We start from the raw sequence: 20,054 nt of genomic DNA, 5'->3' as shown, positions 1-20,054 counted from the left end.
TCGCACTCAGGGCCGCCGGGACGGGCTCAGGGGATGATCCGGGCCTCGCGGTAGCGCTCGAGGTGGTGGAAGAAGCTCTCACGGGTGTCACGGAACCCCAGGAAGCCGGCCGCGCGGCTCTTGTTCATGTCGGTCACGCACTCGATCGAGCGTCCCAGGTCGCCGTCGGTGTGCCACCAGGAGGCCACACGGCCGAGGTCGGGCTCCGCCAGGCCGTGCTTCTCCGCGAGGTCGCGCCATGCGTCCTCCATGCCGGCCATGGCCACCTCCAGCGGGCGCGGCTCGACCTCGAAGCCCTCCCACGGGACGCCGAAGTGCTCCGCGATGCGCGGCCACAGGGTCCGCCACCGGAAGACGTCACCGTTGGCGATGTTGAACGCCTGGTCCCGACCCGCGTCGTGGGTCGCCGCCCAGACGATCTGCTCCGCGAGCAGGTCCGCGTCGGTCACGTCGGTGAGACCGTCCCACTGCTGCTGCGACCCGGGGAAGACGAAGGTCAGCCCCAGCTCGCGGCACAAGGCGGCGTAGGCCGCGACCGTGAGCGTGAGGTTCATGGCGTTGCCGGTGGCGAAGCCGAGGACGGTGTGCGAGCGGTGGACGCTCCACGTGAAGCCGTCGCGCTCGGCCGCCGCGAAGAGCTCGTCCTCCTGGGCGTAGTAGAAGTTGGGGTGGTCCAGGCGCGGCTCCTCCTCGCGGAAGGGGGTGTCCGGGACCTCGCCCGTCCCGTAGGCCTCGAACGGGCCGAGGTAGTGCTTGAGCCCCGTCATGAGGGCCACGTGCTGCACGGAGCCGGACGGCGCGAGGGCAGCCAGCAGGTGTCGCACGGCACCCGCGTTCACCCGGATGTTCTCCTCCTCGGTGTCCTGTCGCGTCCACGCCGTGATGGCGACGAGCTGCGGGTCGACGCCCTCCAGCGCTCGCACCAGGCCGTCGGGGTCGCCGAGGTCGGCAGCCACCGGCGTGACGCCGTCGGGCGCACGGCCACTGCGCGAGAGGCCGAAGGTTTGCCAGCCATCGGCCGCCAGCGTCGCGGCGAGGGTCTGGCCGACGATGCCGGAGGCACCGACGACGAGGGCACGGCGGGCGGGAGCGTCAGTGGTCACGGAGATCCTTCGGTGGGGGAGGACCCGACGCGGAGGCGGACGGGCCCATCGACATCGTGCGTGGTCGCTCCACACGGCGCGCGTCGTCCGCTCCGGACGCGGCGCGTCGACCCTCCCGGACCGAGAGGGTCGACGCACGCCGCCGGGCGGCGGGACCTGGGCTGCCGAGGCCGCTCAGGGGTTCATGCGGTACACCTTCACGCTGTCGACCACGTAGTCGAAGGTGTCCTTGGTGTACTGCTGGTCGGGCATGCCCCAGTAGGACGAGCCGACCTGCATGTTCAGACGGATGTTGAACGGGCTGTCGAACGCGCTCTCGGCCCAGGGCACCTCCTCGACCGGGATGGTCGACAGCACCTGGCCGTCGTACGTGAACTGCATGCAGTCGGGCGTCCAGTTGAAGCCGTAGGTGTGGAAGTCCGAGTACACGCCGGGCGACTTCGACGCCCAGTTCGTGTGGGCCCAGGAGTACCACTCGCCCCGCTGCTTGCCGAGGTTGGTGTCCTCCCACAGGGTCGTCGTGTACGAGCCCGCGGGGTTCCAGCGCTGGATGGACTCGCCTCCGTACGCCTCCATGATGTCGATCTCTCCGTTGGTCCTGTCACCGCGGAGCCAGAAGGCCGGCCAGACACCGCGCGTCATCGTGTGGGCGGTCGGCAGCTTCGCGCGCATCTCCCAGCGGCCGTACTTCTGCGAGAACTTGCCGATCGTGTCGATGTAGCCGGTGTCGTACCAGCGTTCCCTGATGCCGGTGCTCACCGTCGCGGCGCTGCTGCGACGTCGGCCCTCGATCGTCATCGTGCCGTCCGAGACGTCGATCGCGTCCTTCGTCAGGTACGCGGCGTCGAAGGACAGGTGGGTCTTGTCCCGCACCCGCCACTTGCCGGGATCGAGACTCGTGCCGGTGAACTCGTCGGAGAACGCGAGCGTCCGCTTGCTCGGGACGTTGAGGTCGTTGCACGTCTGCGTCGAGGTGCTCGGCGGAGGCGTCGGCTCAGGTGTCGGGGTGGGCGTCGGGGTGGGCGTCGGCGTCGGGGTGGGTGACGGCGTCGGGGTGGGTGACGGCGTCGGGGTGGGTGTCGGGGTCGGGGTGGGCGTCGGCGTCGGAGTGGGTGACGGCGTCGGAGTGGGTGACGGCGTCGGAGTGGGCGTCGGCGTCGGRGTGGGTGACGGCGTCGGGGTGGGTGACGGCGTCGGGGTGGGTGACGGCGTCGGGGTGGGTGACGGCGTCGGGGTGGGCGTGGGCGTCGTTGCCGGATCGGTGACCGTCACCGTGGCGCGCCGGAAGCGCAGGGCCTCGCCGGCCGCGAGGCCGTCGCCCCGGTACACGACGCGGATGCGGCTGCCGGCGCGCTCGGTGCGCAGCTGCGCGCCGAGCCACACCCACGCACCGGCGGAGTCGCGGACACCGGCGAACGACTGGAGGATCGAGCCGTCCGGGGCGACCTCCTGCAGCGTCATCCGCACCGGTCTCACGGACCCGGCGACGTCGACCTGGCTCGCCACGTGCACCAGCGAGCCCGCCGACCTGACCGACTCGGTCGAGGTCCGCGACGTCGCCGTCACGTCGTCACCGGACGACCGGGTCTGCACCTGGCACGCGGGCTCGGCGCCTGAGAGCGCGGTGACGCTGGCATTGACCGACGGGGTCCACCCCGTGGCGCCGGACGTGCAGCCCGGGTTGGGGATCCACTCGCCCGGCTTCGCGGGCGGCTCGACCACGGTCACCCTCAGGGAGCGGACGAAGAGGTGCTGGCGGCCCTTGGCCTTCAGATTGAACGCCCGCACCGTGATGCGGCTGTCGTCACGCCCGATCGTGAGGGTGGTCGTCAGGGTCCGGTAGCGCACCGAGCTCTTCACGAGCGGGCTGGTCCGCCAGCGAGGGGCCGATGCGACGGCGGCGTGCTCCTGGGCGCGGAGGGCGATCCGGCCGGCGCTGCTGCTGGCGCGCACCTGGGCCGAGACCGTGACCCGGGTGCCGGCGGCGAAGGTCGTGGGGCTCACGCCGCTGCGCACGTTGATCGACTTCGTGCGGCGCGAGGTGTTGGTGACCGCGAGCGACCTGGCCGACCCCGACGAGCCCACGCTCAGACGAGCCCCCGCGTTGGGGTACCAGTACGCGCGGCCCTGCCGGAAGTCGTGGTTGCGGACGACGTCCGCCGTCGTGGGGGTCCAGACGGTCGCCGACGTCGGCGCCTCGCTGGTCTGACCGCCCACCGCGGGGGTGCCGAGCACCCCCACGGTGACGATCCCCGAGATCAGCACGACGCATCCCCGTCGTGCTGCGGACATCCCGGTGACGGTGCGTTCTCCCATGGCATGCCACCTCGTGTGTGTTGTTGTTCTCTCCCAGACGCGGTGCTGCGGTCTCCCATCCGCCCACCACGCTGCGCCGACTCAACCACACTTCGGGACTTTAGTCCCGACAAAGTTCAGAATTGATCGGAAAAGGACCCGGATAAACCCGGGCGAGTTTCTCGAGGTCGAGAACTCAGGCCGGAAGAAGTCGGCCGATGAAGGACTCGAGCTGCTCGATCGTGCTGCAGGCGTGCATCGGCACGACCTCGGCGTACTCGGGCGCCACGGAGTCGCCGAGGCCCCAGCGGGACGGGTGCTCGGGGTTGAGCCAGAAGGTGCGTCGCGCGCGGTCCACCACGGCGGCCAGGGCCGGAAGTCCCAAGGGCTGGTTGTTGTTGCGGGCGTCTCCCAGGATGAGCACGCTCGTCCGTGGTCCGACGGCTTCGAGGTGGGTCGTGGCGAAGTCGGCGAACGCCTCGCCGTAGTCGCTGGAGGTGTGCCACGAGGTCACGCGTGCCTCCTGCGCGATGCGATCGGCAAGGTCTCCGCCGTCCTTGACGATGTCGGTGACCTCCGCCGTGGCGTTCACGAAGGCGAACACCCTGATCTTGCTGAACTGGTCGCTCAGTGCGCGGACCAGCAGCATCGTGAAGGCGGAGAATCCGGCCACCGACCCGGAGACGTCGCACAGCAGCACCAACTCCGGACGACCCGGGTGGGGCCGCGCGTGCACGGGGACGATCGGCACGCCACCGGTGCCCATGGCGCGCCGCATGGTGCGCCGGACGTCGATCCGACCTCGGCGCGCGGCTCGGCGACGAGCGGACAGCCGGGTGGCGAGCCGCCGAGCCAGGGGGCCGACGGCCGAGCGCAGGTCCTCCAGCTGCTGACGGTTGGCACTCAGGAAGTCGATGTGGTCGCTCGTGGCGCGCACCGCGTGCCGGGTCACGACGTCACGCCCCCGCGACTCGGCCGTGCGTCGCCGTGCCTCCGCGGCCACCATCTGGCGGAACGCCTCGACCAGTCGGCGCACCTCGTCGCGCTCGAGCCGGTCGGTGAACGGCGCCTCGGCCGGCGCCTGGGGCGGCGCCGCCGAGCCCTGACCGGTCCCGGACCCACGTGCGGACCCGCTCCCCGGCCCCCCGGACCCGCGGAGCCCGAGCGCCGCGGCGATCGTCGTCTGCGGTGCCAGCCGGTCGAGGGTCTGGAACGCCGACCATCCCTCGGTCCGTGTGCCGGCGCTGCCCACGACGCCGAGGGCGTCCACCGCCAGCTCGGCCACCTGCTCCAGCGTCCGCAGGTCGCCGTCGGCCAGGGCCATGGCCAGGAGGTCGCGCAGGTCCTGGGCGTCCACGGGACCCTCGTGCTCCTCGACGGCGGCCGAGACACCCACCCCGGCGGGGAAGTACAGGTCGAAGGTCATGTCGAACACCTCGCGCTGGCCGCTGCGCCGCATCAGGGCCGCGGCGAGCCCCTCCCGCAGGAGCGTCCGGTCCTGCAGCCCCAGCACCGTGGCCACCTGGCCGGCATCCACCACCTCGCTGGTCCCGATGCGCAGCCCCTTCGACCGCAGGGCGCCGGCGAAGGCCACCAGGCGGGCGGCCAGGTCCTCCCCGGCGGCCGGACCGGCGGTCGCTCCCGACTCGTCGTTCGACACGGCTGTCCCGGGCCCGCTCAGGCCTCGAGGACCGCGCGCACGTCGAGCGCGTCGCGCGCCTTGTCGATGTCCTCGCGATGCTTGAGCACCACGCCGAGGGTCTGGTCGACCGCCTCGTCGTCGAGCCGGCCACCGAGCGCCAGCAGCGTCTGCGCCCAGTCGATCGTCTCCGAGACCGACGGCGCCTTGCGCAGCGGCAGCGCGCGCAGGGCGATGACGACCCGCACGAGGGACTCCGAGACGGCGTCGTCGAGGCCGGGCGCCTTGAGCGCGACGATGCGCCGCTCGAGCGCGGCGTCGGGGAAGTCCACGTGCAGGAACAGGCAGCGTCGGCGCAGCGCCTCGGACAGCTCCCGGGTCGCGTTGGACGTGAGCACCACGAACGGTCGTCGCGTGGCACGGATCGTCCCGAGCTCCGGCACGGTGACCTGGAAGTCACCCAGGACCTCGAGGAGCAGACCCTCGATCTCGACGTCGGCCTTGTCGGTCTCGTCCACGAGCAGGACCGTGGGCTCCGTCCGTCGGATCGCCGTGAGCAGCGGCCGGGGGAGGAGGAACTCCTCGCTGAAGACGTCCGTGCGCGCCTCGTCCCACGACTCGTCGCGCCCGGCCGTGATGCGCAGCAGCTGCTTGGCGTGGTTCCACTCGTAGAGGGCACGCGCCTCGTCGACGCCCTCGTAGCACTGCAGGCGCACCAGCTCCGCGCCCTGCGACTCGGCCACGGCGCGCGCCAGGTCGGTCTTCCCGACGCCCGCCGGACCCTCGACCAGCAGTGGCTTGCCGAGCACCGACGCGAGGTAGACGGTCGTGGACACCGCGTCCGAGGCGAGGTAGCCGACCTCGGCCAGACGTTCGGTGACGTCCTGGACCGAGCTGAAGTTCGTGGTGGCCATCGTGCCCCTTCCGGCATTGGTGCCTACCATCGTGCCGTGGGAGCTTTCGAGGTCGTCCGCGAGGTACCGATGGCACCGCCCGACGTGTTCGCGCGGCTCACCGACTGGGAACGTCATGGCGAGGTCGTCCCGCTCACACGGATCAGGCCGAGCGACACGGGGTTCGTGGCGCGCACGGCCGTGGGACCGGTCGGCTTCGACGACGTCATGGACATCGTGACGTGGGAGCCGCCGACCTTCTGCCGCATCGAGAAGCGTGGCCGGGTGGTCAAGGGCTGGGCCGAGCTGTCGGTCGAGCCGACGACGTCGGGATCGCGTGTCCGGTGGCGCGAGGAGGCGCACTGGCTCGGCGTCCCGCGGTTCGCCGCCGGCGTCGAGGAGGCCGCCGGTCGTGCGCTGTTCGGCCGCGTGGTCGACCATCTGCTGCGCACCTAGGATCGACGCATGGGGACTCCTGAAGCGCCGTACGCCGTCGACACCGAGGTGCTCGACATCTGCCGCGACCTGATCCGGCTCGACACGTCGAACTACGGCGACGGGAAGGGCCCCGGGGAGCGCAAGGCCGCCGAGCACGTCGCCGCGCTGCTCGCCGAGGTGGGCATCGAGTCCGAGATCATCGAGGCCGCGCCCGGTCGCGCCAGCCTCGTGGCCCGGTGGGGCGACCAGACGTCGAGCCGCGACGGACTCCTCGTGCACGGGCACCTCGACGTCGTGCCCGCGCAGGCCGACGACTGGTCGGTCGATCCCTTCGCCGGAGAGGTCAAGGACGGCTACCTGTGGGGACGCGGCGCCGTCGACATGAAGGACTTCGACGCCATGCTGCTGTCGGTGGTGCGGGCACGTCAGCGTGCGGGCGCCGTCCCGGACCGTCCCATCACGCTCGTGTTCACCTCCGACGAGGAGGCGGGCGGGCGCGAAGGGGCCCACTGGCTCGTGGAGCACCGCCCCGACCTGTTCGAGGGGTGCACCGAGGCCATCGGCGAGGTCGGCGGCTTCTCGATCGAGGTCGGCGGCCAGCGCCTCTACCTGATCGAGTCCGGGGAGAAGGGCATCAGCTGGATGCGCCTGACGGCCAGGGGCACGGCCGGGCACGGGTCCATGCGCCAGCCCGACAACGCGATCACCCACCTCGCCCACGCGCTCGTGGCCATCGGGGAGCACGCGTGGCCGGCGACTCCCGGACCGTCCATGGAGCTGCTCCTGGCGAAGATCGCCGAGCTCACCGGAGACGACGCGAACGACCCCGACGCGCTCCTGGCGCACGTCGGTCCGGCGATCCGCATGCTGGGCGCCGGGCTGCGCAACTCCACCAACGCCTCGATGCTGCAGGCCGGCTACAAGCACAACGTGGTCCCGGGGGAGGCTGTCGCCTACGTGGACGGCCGGTACCTGCCCGGCCACGCGGAGTCCTTCATGCCCGCCGTGCAGGAGATCGTCGGCGACCGGGTCAGCGTGGAGCCCTACATCCTCGACCGCGCCCTGGAGTACCCGTTCCACGGCGACCTGGTCGACGCCATGACGGTCGCGCTGCACGCCGAGGACCCCGACGCACACATCGCGCCCTACCTGATGTCCGGCGGCACCGACGCGAAGGCGTGGGACAAGATCGGCATCACGTCGTACGGCTTCACGCCGCTTCGCCTGCCGGGTGACCTGGACTTCACGGCCTTGTTCCACGGCGTCGACGAAAGAGTTCCGGTCGACGCGCTGGAATTCGGCTCCCGGGTCTTCGATCGCTTTCTCGACCTGGTCTGACGCGCTCCCGGAGCACGAAAAGAATGTGCTGATCTTGGAATATCAACAATAAATCAATTAGATGGTGGCGCGCACGCGGATGATCTTGCGCCGCAGCCTGATGGTGCGCCGCCCCGAGGGGTCCTTGCGGAGCCGGTCGAGCTCCCAGCCCTGGAACTCGGCCGCGTCGGTGAGCAGCCGACAGACCGCCGAGCGCGACTGCGTCCGCGGCAGCGCGAAGTCCCAGAACTCGTACTCCACCGTCGCGTTGCGCAGGGCCACGTCAGTCCTCCCAGGCGTGGGGTGCGGAGACGTCGTCGAGGGCCGAGACGATCTCCGCGGGCAGGTCGAGGGTCTCGGACGCGAGCAGCGTCCGCAGCTGGGCCGTCGTCCGGGCGCCGAGCAGCGTGGTGGCGACCGTCGGCCGTTCCCGCACCCAGGCCAGGGCCACGTGGGCGGGGGAGACGTCGAGTCCCTCGGCGGCCCTGACGACGGACTCGACGACGGGGGCGCACTCGGGCGACAGGTACGGCGCCATGAAGTGCTCCCACTGCGGGACCGCGGCGCGGGAGTCCGAGGGGACGCCGGAGCGGTACTTGCCGGTCAGCACCCCGCGGGCCAACGGGGACCAGGCGATCGTGCCGAGCCCGAGGTGCTGTGCGGCGGGGACGACCTCGTCCTCGATCGTGCGGTTGAGCAACGAGTACTCGACCTGGTGTGAGACGAGCAGCGGACCGAGCGCACGCGTGGCCGAGGTCCGGGCCACGCCGACCTGCCACCCGGAGAAGTTCGACACGCCGACGTACCGCACGCGACCGCTCGAGACGGCGTGCTCCAGTGCCGCGAGGGTCTCCTCCCACGGCGTGAGCGGGTCCCAGGCGTGCAGCTGCCACAGGTCGAGGTGGTCGGTCCGCAGCGCACGCAGGGAGGCGTCGAGCTGGGCGAGCACGTGGCCGTGCGAGGCGTCCGAGACGACCTGGCCGCGGCGCAGGCCCACGACGGCCTTGCTGGCGAGCACCACGTCGTCGCGCACCCCACGCTTGGCGAGCAGGTCGCCCACGAGCGCCTCGGCCCGACCCTCGCCGTAGACCGGAGCGGTGTCGACGAAGGTCCCACCGGCCTCGAGGAACGCGGTGAGCTGGTCCTCGGCCTCGAGCTCGTCGACCTGCGACCCGAAGGTCATGGTCCCCAGGCCCAGTCGCGAGACCTGCAGACCGGAGTGGCCGACGTGACGCTCCTGCATGGCAGCACCCTAGTCGGGCCCCTGGCGCCCGGCGTCTAGGCTCGCAGGGTGGATGTCCTGCGATCTGTCGTGCTCGGCCTCGTCCAGGGGCTGACGGAGTTCCTGCCCATCTCGAGCAGTGCCCACCTGGCGATCATCCCGCGGTTCCTCGGGTGGGAGGATCCCGGGGCCGCCTACACCGCGGTCGTGCAGATCGGCACCGAGCTGGCGGTGGTCCTCTACTTCTGGCGCGACATCTGGACGATCGGCACGGGCTGGCTCAAGGGTCTCGTCTCGGCCGACGCCCGGGCGCTGCCGGAGTGGCGCATGGGCTGGTTCGTCATCATCGGGTCCCTGCCGATCGTGCTCGTCGGTCTCGCCCTCGAGGACCTCATCGACCGCGACTTCCGCAACCTCTGGGTCATCGCGACCATGCTCGTCGCCCTCGGCATCGTGCTCGGCATCGCCGAACGGGTCGGACGACGCACCCGGCCCATCGAGTCCCTGACCCTGACCCACGCCATCGCCCTCGGCCTGGCGCAGGCCGCCGCGGTGGTCCCCGGGGTCTCCCGCTCGGGCGCGACCATCAGCATGGGCCTGGTCCTCGGCTACGAGCGGGCCGCGGCCACGCGCTACGCCTTCCTGCTGGCCATCCCGGCCGTCGTGGGCGCCGGCGTCTACAAGCTGAAGGACGTGCCCGGCGGCGAGAACGCCTACGGGTGGGGCCCGACACTCGTGGGCACGGTCGTCTCGTTCGTGGTGGGGCTGGCCGTCATCCACTGGCTGCTGCAGTACGTGAGCAAGCACTCCTACGCCCCGTTCGTCGTCTACCGGATCGCGCTCGGCACCCTCGTGCTCGCCCTGCTGGCCTTCGGCGTCATCGGTGCCGGCGTCTCGACGTCGGCCTGAGGTGGTCGACGTGAGCCGCCCCACCGCCCTCGTCACCGGCGCCTCCCGCGGCATCGGTCTCGCCGTCGCCGAGGACCTCGCCCGCACGCACGACGTCGTGCTTGTCGGCCGCGGCGCCGACGGCCTGCACGCGGTCGCGGACCGCCTCGCCGGTGCCGCCGTCCTCGTCCTCGACGTCGCGGACGAGCACGCGGTGGACTCCGCCGTCCTGCCGGACCGTCTGGACGTCCTCGTGCACGCGGCCGGCATCTCGGAGCACGGCACGGTCGAGGAGGTCTCGCGCGGCGACTGGCGCCACGTGTTCGAGACCAACGTCTTCGGCGTGGCGCACCTCACGGCTCGCGCCCTCCCAGCACTCCGTGGCGCGAGCGGCACGGTCGTGCTGGTCAACTCCGGTGCCGGCCTGTTCTCCACCCCCGGGAACAGCGTGTACTCGGCCTCGAAGTTCGCGCTGCGCACGTTCGGCGACTGCCTGCGCGAGGAGGAGCGGGAGAACGGCGTGCGGGTGGTGTCGATCCACCCCGGCATCGTCGACACGCAGATGGGTCGTGCCGTCCTCGAACGTCGTGAGGGCGGTCGCCCCGAGCGGATGATCGCTCCCGAGACGATCGCGGCCGCGGTCCGCACCGCCGTCGACGCACCGCCCGAGGCCCAGTTCGAGACCGTCTCGATCCGTCCCACGCTCGACCCGAAGGGTCCCTGAGCGCTACAGCCAGCCCGACTTCTTGAACCGGCGGTAGATGTAGAGGCAGAGGCCGCCGATGAGGGCGAGGCAGAGCGGATAGCCGTAGGTCCACGTGAGCTCGGGCATGTGCTCGAAGTTCATGCCGTAGATCCCGGCGATCGCGGTGGGGACGGCGAAGATCGTGGCGCCCGCGGTGAGCTTGCGCATGTCCTCGTTCTGCTGGACCGAGAGCTGCGCCAGGTGGGCGTTGAGCGCGTTGTCGAGCAGGTGGTCGATCGCGTCGATCGCCTCGGCCGCCCTCGCGAGGTGGTCGGCGATGTCGCGGAAGTAGGGGCGGGCATCCTCCGGGACGGCCACGCTCGCGAACCGCTGCACCGGCTCGCGCAGCGGCAGCACCGCGCGACGGAACTCGAGCGTCTCGCGCTTGAGCCGGTAGATGCGCGTCGAGTCGCTCGTCCGCTCGGTGGAGAAGACCGAGCTCTCGACCTCCTCCACGTCCTGCTCGAGCTCGCGGGCGACGTCCTCGTAGTGGTCGACGATGGTGTCGATGACGGCGTGGAAGGCTGCTGTCGGCCCGTGGGACATCGCGTCGCTGACGGCCTCGGCACGCTTGCGCGCCTCGCGCAGCGACTCGCCACCGTGGCGGACGGTCAGCAGGAAGTGCCCGCCGAGGAACAGGTTCACCTCGTGCGTACGGATGTCGTCGTCGCTGTAGGTGACGCTGCGCAGCGACGCGAACAGGTGGTCGGAGTACCGCTCGACCTTCGGGCGCTGGTGCGCCTCGAGGGCATCCTCCACGGCGAGCGGGTGCAGGTCGAGGGCGCTGGCGACCCGGCTCAGCTCGTCGGCACGGGGATTGGCCATGCCGATCCAGATGAACTCGCCCGCACCGAGGGTCGCGAGGGTCTCGCGCAGGGCGTCCGCGTCGTGGGAGGTGTCCTGACGGGCACCGTCGCGGTAGGTGGCGCAGTCGACGATCACGTGCTCATTCTGGCCCCACGAGGCCGATCCGCTTCGCGACGTGCCGCACGGCCCGCCGCGGATCACCTCGGGGAGGGTTCAGCGCTGGTAACGAGGCGGGTCCTGCGGACGCTGGTGACCGAGCTCCCCGCCGATGCGTCCGCCGAAGGGGCGACCGTGGTCGGCGAACTCGTCGCGCACGTAGGTCAGGCGCCACGGGCCCATCTCGATGCGACACCCCGTCCGCAGCGTCTGCACGGGGAGCTCGCGACCGTTGACGAAGGTCGGAGTCTGGCGTCCGCGGGCACCGATCACGTACTCGTCGGTGTCGGTGCGCGTGATGACGGCCTGCAGGTCGCTGACACCGTCCAGGCACAGGTCGGCGTCCGCGGTCGACCCGACCGTCGTCTCGCCCAGGGCCAGGTGGTGGACTCGCACCTCGCGGCCCGTGGCCGGGACGCGGGTGTCGGACAGGTACAGACGAGGGTGTCCGCCGCCGTACGGGTCGTGGGTGGTCGTGACGCGTCGCCGCGCCCACGGCGCCGTCGGCAGGTCGGGCCACGCGATCGGGGGCGGGAGCGCGAGAGCGTCGCCGGCGCCGGTGACCGCGCGTGCCTTGAGCCGGGCCGCGGCGCGCCAGCGCACGATCTGCACGTGGGAGGTGCCGGTGGCCAGCCTGTGCCAGAAGCGCTCGCGGACGGCGCCGAGACGCAGGATCGGGCCGACCTCGTCGGCGATCTCCAGGACGACGTCGGACTCGGCCAGGCGACGTGCGACCGTCCGGAAGTCACCTCCGGTCCGCCCGGCGGCGAAGGCACCCAGGTCGGCGGTGCGGAACGAGACGCGTCGGCCCACGGCCGTGACCTGGGCCGTCACCGGCGTGCCCCCGGGCGTGGCGACCTCGACGTCGACGAGAGCGCGCAGGCCGCTCACGTCAGCCCCGCGCCGGGTCCGCGCCGGGCATCTCGTCGTCGCTCGTGGTCACCCTGACGGTGCCGTTGAACTTCCAGAGGGCGCGCGGGGCGTCCGGGCCGGTGTCGCGCGGCACCTCGACCTCGAGGTCCTTGAGCTCGTAGCTCACGGCGGCGCCGCGCCCGGTCAGGTACTCCCACATCTCCCGCCCGAGGTCGGTCCAGTCGGTGACGGGCTGGGGGCCGGACGTCTGGCCACTGAGGTCGCGGGGCGAGGACGGTGTGCTGGTCATCGGGGGCTCCTTCGAAGCGGGTTCCTCCAGGGTGACGAGGCTCACACTCGACGGCAACTCGAACGGGGACGTCCCGCTCGAGGACGCGACGGGCGAGCGTCGTGCCCCGACGGATACGCTCGACCCATGCGTGCCTGGACCGGTCCCGAGATCCCCACGATCGATCCAGCGGCCCGGGACCAGATGCCCACCCTGCGTCTTCACGACACCCGGTCGGGCTCGCTCGTGGACTCCGCTCCCGAGGCCACGGCCCGGCTGTACGTCTGCGGCATCACGCCGTACGACGCCACCCACCTCGGGCACGCCGCCACCTACCTGACGTTCGACCTGCTGCAGCGCCAGTGGCTGGCCCGTGGGCTCGACGTCGTCTACACGCAGAACGTCACGGACGTCGACGACCCGCTGCTCGAGCGGGCCGAGGCAACCGGCGAGGACTGGCAGGCGCTGGCCGAGCGGGAGACCGAGCTGTTCCGCACCGACATGACCGCCCTGCGCATGCGGGCCCCGCAGCACTACGTGGGCGCGGTCGAGTCCATCGACCTCGTCACCGACCTGGTCGCCCGCCTCGGCGAGTCCGTCTACCGGGTCGACGACGACCTCTACTTCGACGTGCACGCCGACGCCGCCTTCGGATCGGTCTCGAACCTCGACGAGGAGTCCATGCGGGCCGTCTTCGGCGAGCGCGGGGGAGACCCCGACCGCGTCGGCAAGCGTGACCCCCTCGACTGCCTCGTGTGGCAGGCCCCCCGCCCGGGGGAGCCGTCGTGGGAGTCCCCCCTCGGGCCGGGGCGTCCGGGCTGGCACATCGAGTGCGCCGCCATCGCCCTGCAGCACCTCGGGACGGACTTCGACGTGCAGGGCGGTGGCTCTGACCTCGCCTTCCCGCACCACGAGATGTCGGCCTCGGAGGCTCGCGTGGCCACGGGCGAGGAGTTCGCCCGCGCGTTCGTGCACGCCGGCATGGTCGGCCTCGACGGCGAGAAGATGTCCAAGAGCAAGGGCAACCTGGTGCTCGTCTCGGCCCTGCGCGAAGCCGGCACCGACCCCATGGCCGTCCGGCTCGCCCTGCTGGCCCACCACTACCGCAGCGACTGGGAGTGGTTCGACACCGACCTCACGCAGGCCGAGGAGCGGCTGCGCCGCTGGCGCACGGCCGTCGAGCGTCCGACCGGGGCTCCGGCCGGCGCGCTCGTCGCCGACCTGGCAGCAGCGCTGTCGGACGACCTCGACGCGCCCCGTGCCCTCGAGGCCGTCGACGCGTGGACCGCACTCGACGGCACCGACGCCGAGGCGTCGCAAGAGGTCCGGGCCGCGGTCGACGCCCTGCTCGGCGTGGCGCTCTAGCACTCACGACGAGACGAACCGCCGGCTCGGGACAGAAGGGGGTGTGAGCCCCTCTCGACGTGTGGTCGTCCTCGGCTCGACGCTGGGGCTGCTCGCACCGCTGGGCGGACCTGCGCCTGCGGGTGCCCTCTCCTGCATCGGGCTCGCCGAGCAGCGACCGACCTCGCTCGTCCTCGCGGTCGTCAGCCATCTCCGGCCAGGTGGGTCGGGCGATCCCGCGCTCCTCTCCGTCGAGGTCAAGGAGATCTGGGTGGGCAGGGACGTCGCCGCCGAGGTCGAGCTCCGCCATCGGCACGCCGGCGGTGGACCGGCCCTGCGCACCGGAACCTGGGTGGTCGCTGCGCTGGACGCGGGCGGAGAGACCAGCCCGTGCTCGGTCGTGCCGACCGCACTGCTCGACATCGGGTCGATACGTCCCGAGCACCCTCGTGCGCCGGGGCGGGCACGTCCCGGCTGGTGGTCCGCCACGAGCACCGGCGCGTTCCTCCGCATCGAGTCGGCCGTCGTCAGGGGGTGAGCGACGTGCCGCGGCCCAGGTCGGCCCGCTCACCGCTGGCGTAGCCGTGGTCGATGCCGGTGCCGCTCAGGCGACGTCGGGGTGCCCGGCGCAACGATCCGTAACGGTCGTGCATGACCTGCTCGACCTCGTGGCTGCGGTCGGCGAGCACCATCTCGACCGACGGCTCGCCGTCGTCGCGCCCGGCCTGTGCCTGCGCTCGTGCGTCGTCCTCGACGGTCCGCAGCCGCACGTAGACCGCCTGGGAGAACCCCTGCCACCAGGACCGCTTGAACGCGGCGACGTGCTCGCCGCGCGGGATCTCGACCCGTGCGAGCTCGTGGGCGGCCTGGAGCAGCAGGCTGGTGACCAGGATCTCGGTGCACCGGACGTCGGCCTCGAGCCCGAACACGTGCACCGAGATGCAGGGCTCGGCACCCACCAGCACCGACTGGCAGCGCATCGCGTGGGCCACGTGCACGGCGAGGGTGGCCTTGTCGCGCACGTACGGCGCGTCGAGACGGACGAAGGCGTCGACGATCCCGACGGCGCGATGCCCGTCCTTGGCCAGCAGCGCGGCGTCGATGCCGTACTGCGCCATGAGCCGCTCGGCCTTGTCGCGGCACGTCTGCGCCTCGGCCGGCGTCGCCCCGGGGTCCTCGGCCAGCACCAGCAGCTGACGGATCTTGCGGAGCTTGGCGTCCTCGCTCACGCCTCGACGACCCTCAGGCGAGGCCCGCTCATGGCCCGCCGTCGACGTTGCGCCGACGCAGGTACCGCTCGAACTCGCGCGCGATCGCGTCGCCGCTGGCCTCGGGCAGCTCGTCGGTGGTGTGCTCGCTCTCCAGCTCCGCGACGTACTCGGCGATCTCGGGATCCTGGCCCATGAGGTCGTCGGCGCCGTGCTGCCACGCCTGCGCCATCTCCTCCAGCGACCCCTGGGGGAGCGCGACACCCACCGCGTCCTCCAGGGCGCCGAGCAGGGCCAGGGTGGCCTTGGGGCAGGGAGGGTCGGCCACGTAGTGCGGCACGGCCGCCCACAAGGAGATGGCGGGGAGGCCCTCGGCCGAGGCCACGTCGCCCAGGACCGCGTTGATGCCGACCGGTCCGACGTAGCTGGACGGGCGGAGCGAGAGACGCTCGGCGAGGACCGGGTCGATGGTGGAGCCGCTCACCGGCACCGGCCGCGTGTGCGGGGTGTCGGCCAGCAGGGCACCGAGCGTGACCACCTCGGTGACGCCGGCCAGCCTCGCCAGGCCGAGCACGGTCGAGCAGAAGCCCTTCCAGCGGAAGTTCGGCTCGGGCGCCTTGAAGAGCAGGACGTCACGATCGGACGACCGGGGGCGGGCATGGAACAGCGTCGGCGTGGGCCAGTGCAGCACCCGGGCGCCGTCCTCGTCGGGGTGGACGATCGGGCGCGAGACCTGGAAGTCGTAGTAGTCCTCCGGGTCGAGCTCGGCCAGGACCTGCGCGTCCCACTCGTCGACGAGGTGGTCGACGACGGACGACGCGGCGTCACCGGCGTCGTTCCAACCCTCGAACGCCGCCACCATCCAGGGATCGTTCAGAGGGGGGATCGACTGCACGTCACCACCCTACGGGCCCGGCGGGGGTGCCGGGCCCGGGGCGGCGAACAGCACCGGCGGGGGTGCCGGGCCGCCACGTGCCCTACTCGCTGTCGGGGCGGTAGCCGAGGTTCGGTGAGAGCCAGCGCTCGGCCTCCTCGACGGTCCAGCCCTTGCGCTCGGCGTAGTCGGCCACCTGGTCGCGCCCCAGTCGCCCGACCACGAAGTACTGCGACTGCGGGTGCGCGAAGTACCAGCCGCTCACCGAGGCGCCCGGCCACATGGCCATGCTCTCGGTGAGCTCGATGCCGGTGTGCTTCTCGACCTCGAGCAGGTCCCACAGGGTGCTCTTCTCGGTGTGCTCGGGGCAGGCCGGGTAGCCGGGCGCCGGGCGGATGCCGACGTACTTCTCGGCGATGAGGGCGTCGCTGTCGAGCGACTCCTGCGGCTGGTAGCCCCAGATCTCGCGACGCACCCGCTCGTGCAGGCGCTCGGCGAAGGCCTCCGCGAGCCGGTCGGCGAGCGCCTCGAGCAGGATGGCGCTGTAGTCGTCGAGCGCCTCCTTGAACTCGGTGATCTTGTCGCCGATCCCGTGGCCGGCCGTCACCGCGAAGGCGCCGACGTGGTCGGGGAGACCGGTCTCCACCGGTGCCACGAAGTCGGCCAGGCTCTTGTGCGAGACGCCGGCGCGGTGCTCGGTCTGCTGGCGCAGGTGGTGCAGGGTCGCGGCGACCTCCTCACGCTGCTCGTCGGCGTACACGACGGTGTCGTCGCCCGACCCGTTCGCCGGGAAGATCCCGACGACTCCGCGGGCGGTGATCCAGCGCTCCTCGATGATCCGGTCGAGCATCTCCTGGGCGTCCGCGTACAGCTTGGAGGCCACCTCGCCCGTGGCCGGGTTGTGCAGGATGTCGGGGAAGCGTCCCTTCATCTCCCAGGCGTTGAAGAACGGCTGCCAGTCGATGTACTCGCGCAGCTCCGCGAGCGGGTAGTCGTCGAGCACGTGCGGGACGCCCACCTCCCACTGCGGCTCGGCGGGGGAGTACTCCGACCAGTCGACGACCGTGCGGGCGGCGCGGGCGTCGGCGATCGACAGGAGCTTGCGGGTGTCCTGACGGGCGGCGTGGCGCTCGCGCAGGCCGTCGTAGTCGTCCTTGAGCGCCTCGAGGAACGGCGGGCGCTGCTCGTCGGAGAGCAGCGACGCGACGACCGGCACCGAGCGGGACGCATCCTTCACCCACACGACCGGGCCGTGGTACCGCTCGTCGACCTTGACGGCGGTGTGCGCACGCGAGGTCGTGGCACCCCCGATCAGCAACGGCACGTCGAAGCCCTGCCGCTCCATCTCGCCGGCCACGGTGACCATCTCGTCGAGGGACGGCGTGATGAGGCCGGACAGGCCGATCGCGTCGGCGTCGTGCTCGCGCGCGGCGTCGAGGATCTTCTGGACGGGCACCATGACCCCGAGGTCGATCACGTCGTAGTTGTTGCACTGCAGGACCACGCCGACGATGTTCTTGCCGATGTCGTGGACGTCGCCCTTGACCGTGGCCATGATGACGGTGCCGTTGCTGCGACCCTGGTCCGCGGCGTCCTTGGTCGCCTCGATGTAGGGGATCAGGTAGGCGACGGCCTTCTTCATGACCCGGGCCGACTTGACCACCTGGGGCAGGAACATCTTGCCGGCCCCGAACAGGTCGCCGACGACGTTCATGCCGGACATCAGCGGCCCCTCGATGACCTCGATGGGCTTGCCGCCGCGCTCCTCGATGAGGGCGCGCAGCTCCTCGGTGTCGGCCTCGACGTGCGCGTCGATGCCCTTGACGAGGGCGTGGGTGATCCGCTCGCCGATGGGCAGGGAGCGCCACTCCTCGCTGGCGGCCTCGGCCTTCTCGCCGGTGCCGGCGAAGTCCTGCGCGATCTCGAGCAGACGCTCGGTGGCGTCGTCGCGTCGGTTGAGGATCACGTCCTCGATCCGCTCGCGGAGCTTCTCGTCCACCTGGTCGTAGACCACCAGGGCACCGGCGTTGACGATGCCCATGTCCATGCCCGCCTGGATGGCGTGGAACAGGAACACGGCGTGGATGGCCTCGCGCACCGCGTTGTTGCCGCGGAACGAGAACGACACGTTGGACACGCCACCGGAGACCAGGGCCCCGGGCAGGTTCTGCTTGATCCAGCGGGTGCCCTCGATGAAGTCGATCCCGTACTCGGCGTGCTCCTCGATGCCCGTGGCGACCGCGAAGACGTTCGGGTCGAAGATGATGTCCTCGGCCGGGAAGCCGACCTCGTCGACGAGGATCCGGTACGCCCGCTCGCAGATCTGCTTGCGGCGCTCGAGGTTGTCGGCCTGACCGTCCTCGTCGAAGGCCATCACGACCACGGCCGCGCCGTACTTGCGGCACAGCCGCGCGTGCTCGCGGAAAGGTTCCTCGCCCTCCTTGAGCGAGATCGAGTTCACGATCGACTTGCCCTGCAGGACCCGCAGCCCGGCCTCGATGACCTCCCACTTGGAGGAGTCGACCATGACCGGGACGCGACAGATGTCGGGCTCGGCGGCCACCAGCTTGAGGAAGCGGTCCATGGCCGCGACCCCGTCGATCATGCCCTCGTCCATGTTGACGTCGATGACCTGCGCGCCGTTCTCCACCTGCTGGAGGGCGACTGCCAGCGCCGTGTCGTAGTCACCGTCGCGGATCAGGTTGCGGAAGCGGGCCGACCCCGTGATGTTGGTGCGCTCGCCGACGTTGACGAACAGCGACTCCGGGGTCACGACGAGCGGCTCGAGCCCGGAGAGCCGCAGCGCGGGATCGACCGTCGTGGGCACCCGCGGGGGCAGGCCCTCGACCGTCGCCGCGATGTGCGCGATGTGGTCGGGCGTCGTGCCGCAGCACCCACCCACGAGGTTGTAGAGACCGGCCTCGGCGAACTCGCGCAGGACGGCGGCCGTCTGGTCCGGCGTCTCGTCGTACTCGCCGAAGGCGTTGGGCAGCCCGGCGTTCGGGTAGCAGGAGACGAAGCAGTCGGCCAGGCGCGAGAGCTCGGCCACGTAGGGGCGCATCTCCTCGGCGCCGAGGGCACAGTTGAGGCCGACCAGGAGCGGCTTCGCGTGCCGGACGGAGTACCAGAAGGCCTCCGTGGTCTGCCCGGACAGCGTGCGTCCCGAGGCATCGGTGATGGTGCCGGAGATGACGATGGGCCACCGGCGGTCGTACTCCTCGAACACGGTCTCGACCGCGAAGATCGCGGCACGTGCGTTCAACGTGTCGAAGATGGTCTCGATGAAGACGAGGTCGCTGCCGCCGTCGAGCAGGGCGCGGGTCGCCTCGGCGTAGGCGTCGACCAGCTCGGCGTAGGAGACGTTGCGGGCGCCGGGGTCGTTGACGTCGGGCGAGATGGACGCGGTCCGCGTGGTCGGCCCGAGGGCGCCGGCGACGTAGCGGGGCCGACCCGTGGCCTCGGCGACGGCGTCGGCCTCGCGACGCGCGAGCGCGGCGGCCTCGTAGTTGAGCTCGTAGGCGAGCTCGACCATGTCGTAGTCACGCAACGAGATCGCGTTGGCGTTGAACGTGTTGGTCTCGATGATGTCCGCGCCGGCCTCGAGGTACTCGCGGTGGATGCCGGCGACGATGTCGGGCTGGGTGAGCGTCAGGAGGTCGTTGTTGCCGACCACGTCGCTCGGCCAGTCCTTGAAGCGCTCACCGCGGTACCCGGCCTCGTCGGGACGGTCGCGCTGGATCGCGGTGCCCATGGCGCCGTCGAGCACCAGGATGCGCTCGCTCAGTCGAGCGGTCAGGTCCGCGGTGGCGTCGGGGCGCCACGCCTGGGGTCGGGTCACACGCTGCTCCACGGTCGGCTCTGTCCTCCACGATCGACACTGCGAGACGCCCGCGCCGCGGCACGGACTCGGGCTCGTCGGGGTTGATGTGGGAATCCCCAGCCGGCGGCGGGCTCGCGTGGACCTTCGCGGAGATTCGCTCCCAT

The 20,054-nt window shown here is 71.5% G+C and carries 18 protein-coding genes; 6 read left to right on the top strand and 12 right to left on the bottom strand.

What is annotated here, in order from left to right:
- Positions 1-26: 26 nt before the first annotated feature.
- The 4 genes from ASF37_RS00735 to ASF37_RS00720 form a co-directional block, all read right to left on the bottom strand.
- Complete coding sequence (locus ASF37_RS00735; RefSeq protein ID WP_055968163.1) at positions 27-1,103, bottom strand: SDR family oxidoreductase; 1,077 nt, start codon at positions 1,101-1,103, stop codon at positions 27-29.
- A gap of 174 nt (positions 1,104-1,277) precedes the next feature.
- Positions 1,278-3,419 carry a family 16 glycosylhydrolase gene (locus tag ASF37_RS00730; RefSeq protein WP_156368092.1) on the bottom strand — a complete coding sequence of 714 codons (2,142 nt, stop codon included), beginning with the start codon at positions 3,417-3,419 and terminating at the stop codon, positions 1,278-1,280.
- Between the two features lie 175 nt (positions 3,420-3,594).
- Positions 3,595-5,058 (bottom strand): VWA domain-containing protein, encoded by a 1,464-nt coding sequence (locus ASF37_RS00725; RefSeq protein WP_082480826.1) that lies wholly within the window; start codon positions 5,056-5,058, stop codon positions 3,595-3,597.
- 17 nt (positions 5,059-5,075) lie between these two features.
- On the bottom strand, positions 5,076-5,951 hold the full coding sequence (locus ASF37_RS00720; protein WP_056578538.1) for a MoxR family ATPase: 876 nt from the start codon (positions 5,949-5,951) through the stop codon (positions 5,076-5,078).
- Between the two features lie 36 nt (positions 5,952-5,987).
- Between ASF37_RS00720 and ASF37_RS00715 the strand changes: the two genes are divergently transcribed.
- A complete protein-coding gene (locus ASF37_RS00715; RefSeq protein ID WP_156364791.1) occupies positions 5,988-6,386 on the top strand; it encodes an SRPBCC family protein in 399 nt (132 codons plus the stop codon).
- 9 nt (positions 6,387-6,395) lie between these two features.
- Complete coding sequence (locus ASF37_RS00710; protein WP_056577342.1) at positions 6,396-7,706, top strand: M20/M25/M40 family metallo-hydrolase; 1,311 nt, start codon at positions 6,396-6,398, stop codon at positions 7,704-7,706.
- Positions 7,707-7,763: 57 nt separating this feature from the next.
- Here the strand turns inward: ASF37_RS00710 and ASF37_RS00705 are convergent, their stop codons facing one another.
- Complete coding sequence (locus tag ASF37_RS00705; protein ID WP_369797013.1) at positions 7,764-7,967, bottom strand: DUF5703 family protein; 204 nt, start codon at positions 7,965-7,967, stop codon at positions 7,764-7,766.
- A 1-nt stretch (position 7,968) separates the two neighbouring features.
- Positions 7,969-8,928, bottom strand: a complete 960-nt coding sequence (locus ASF37_RS00700; protein ID WP_056554606.1) for an aldo/keto reductase — start codon at positions 8,926-8,928, stop codon at positions 7,969-7,971.
- Positions 8,929-8,976: 48 nt separating this feature from the next.
- Between ASF37_RS00700 and ASF37_RS00695 the strand changes: the two genes are divergently transcribed.
- Positions 8,977-9,816 (top strand): undecaprenyl-diphosphate phosphatase, encoded by an 840-nt coding sequence (locus ASF37_RS00695; RefSeq protein WP_056577345.1) that lies wholly within the window; start codon positions 8,977-8,979, stop codon positions 9,814-9,816.
- Positions 9,817-9,826: 10 nt separating this feature from the next.
- Positions 9,827-10,519: an SDR family oxidoreductase gene (locus ASF37_RS00690; RefSeq protein ID WP_235497767.1), complete on the top strand. Its 693-nt coding sequence runs from the start codon at positions 9,827-9,829 to the stop codon at positions 10,517-10,519.
- Positions 10,520-10,522: 3 nt separating this feature from the next.
- Here ASF37_RS00690 and corA read toward each other — a convergent pair whose 3' ends face one another.
- The 3 genes from corA to ASF37_RS00675 form a co-directional block, all read right to left on the bottom strand.
- Positions 10,523-11,482, bottom strand: a complete 960-nt coding sequence (gene corA, locus ASF37_RS00685) for a magnesium/cobalt transporter CorA (protein ID WP_055968186.1) — start codon at positions 11,480-11,482, stop codon at positions 10,523-10,525.
- Between the two features lie 78 nt (positions 11,483-11,560).
- Entirely contained in the window at positions 11,561-12,394 is an 834-nt protein-coding gene (locus tag ASF37_RS00680; RefSeq protein ID WP_055968189.1) for an FHA domain-containing protein, read from the bottom strand.
- A 1-nt stretch (position 12,395) separates the two neighbouring features.
- Positions 12,396-12,665: a hypothetical protein gene (locus ASF37_RS00675; RefSeq protein WP_055968192.1), complete on the bottom strand. Its 270-nt coding sequence runs from the start codon at positions 12,663-12,665 to the stop codon at positions 12,396-12,398.
- Between the two features lie 126 nt (positions 12,666-12,791).
- On the opposite strand from ASF37_RS00675, the gene mshC reads away from it, so the two are divergent.
- Positions 12,792-14,009, top strand: coding sequence for a cysteine--1-D-myo-inosityl 2-amino-2-deoxy-alpha-D-glucopyranoside ligase (mshC, locus tag ASF37_RS00670; RefSeq protein WP_056577350.1), 1,218 nt, complete (start codon positions 12,792-12,794; stop codon positions 14,007-14,009).
- A 43-nt stretch (positions 14,010-14,052) separates the two neighbouring features.
- A complete protein-coding gene (locus tag ASF37_RS00665) occupies positions 14,053-14,526 on the top strand; it encodes a hypothetical protein (RefSeq protein WP_156366959.1) in 474 nt (157 codons plus the stop codon).
- On the opposite strand, the gene ASF37_RS00660 is transcribed toward ASF37_RS00665, so the two are convergent.
- From ASF37_RS00660 to metH, 3 genes are all read right to left on the bottom strand, one after another.
- Positions 14,516-15,217 carry a DUF2786 domain-containing protein gene (locus ASF37_RS00660; RefSeq protein ID WP_056577355.1) on the bottom strand — a complete coding sequence of 234 codons (702 nt, stop codon included), beginning with the start codon at positions 15,215-15,217 and terminating at the stop codon, positions 14,516-14,518. The genes ASF37_RS00665 and ASF37_RS00660 overlap by 11 nt on opposite strands.
- Before the next feature lie 28 nt (positions 15,218-15,245).
- On the bottom strand, positions 15,246-16,091 hold the full coding sequence (locus ASF37_RS00655) for a PAC2 family protein (protein ID WP_235492966.1): 846 nt from the start codon (positions 16,089-16,091) through the stop codon (positions 15,246-15,248).
- An 82-nt stretch (positions 16,092-16,173) separates the two neighbouring features.
- Entirely contained in the window at positions 16,174-19,821 is a 3,648-nt protein-coding gene (metH, locus tag ASF37_RS00650; protein ID WP_235497772.1) for a methionine synthase, read from the bottom strand.
- Positions 19,822-20,054: the final 233 nt, after the last annotated feature.

It is taken from the genome of Aeromicrobium sp. Leaf289, from assembly GCF_001423335.1.
Classification (GTDB): Bacteria; Actinomycetota; Actinomycetes; order Propionibacteriales; family Nocardioidaceae; genus Aeromicrobium.
Note: the sequence above shows the minus strand (reverse complement) of the source record. Positions and strands in the feature narration are given on the sequence as shown.

Coding starts and splice junctions, on each gene's coding strand:
- ASF37_RS00710 (WP_056577342.1), top strand. CDS start 6,396: ATGGGGACTCCTGAAGCGCCGTACGCCGTCGACACCGAGGTGCTCGAC.
- metH (WP_235497772.1), bottom strand. CDS start 19,821: ATGGGCACCGCGATCCAGCGCGACCGTCCCGACGAGGCCGGGTACCGC.
- ASF37_RS00700 (WP_056554606.1), bottom strand. CDS start 8,928: ATGCAGGAGCGTCACGTCGGCCACTCCGGTCTGCAGGTCTCGCGACTG.
- ASF37_RS00675 (WP_055968192.1), bottom strand. CDS start 12,665: ATGACCAGCACACCGTCCTCGCCCCGCGACCTCAGTGGCCAGACGTCC.
- mshC (WP_056577350.1), top strand. CDS start 12,792: ATGCGTGCCTGGACCGGTCCCGAGATCCCCACGATCGATCCAGCGGCC.
- ASF37_RS00720 (WP_056578538.1), bottom strand. CDS start 5,951: ATGGCCACCACGAACTTCAGCTCGGTCCAGGACGTCACCGAACGTCTG.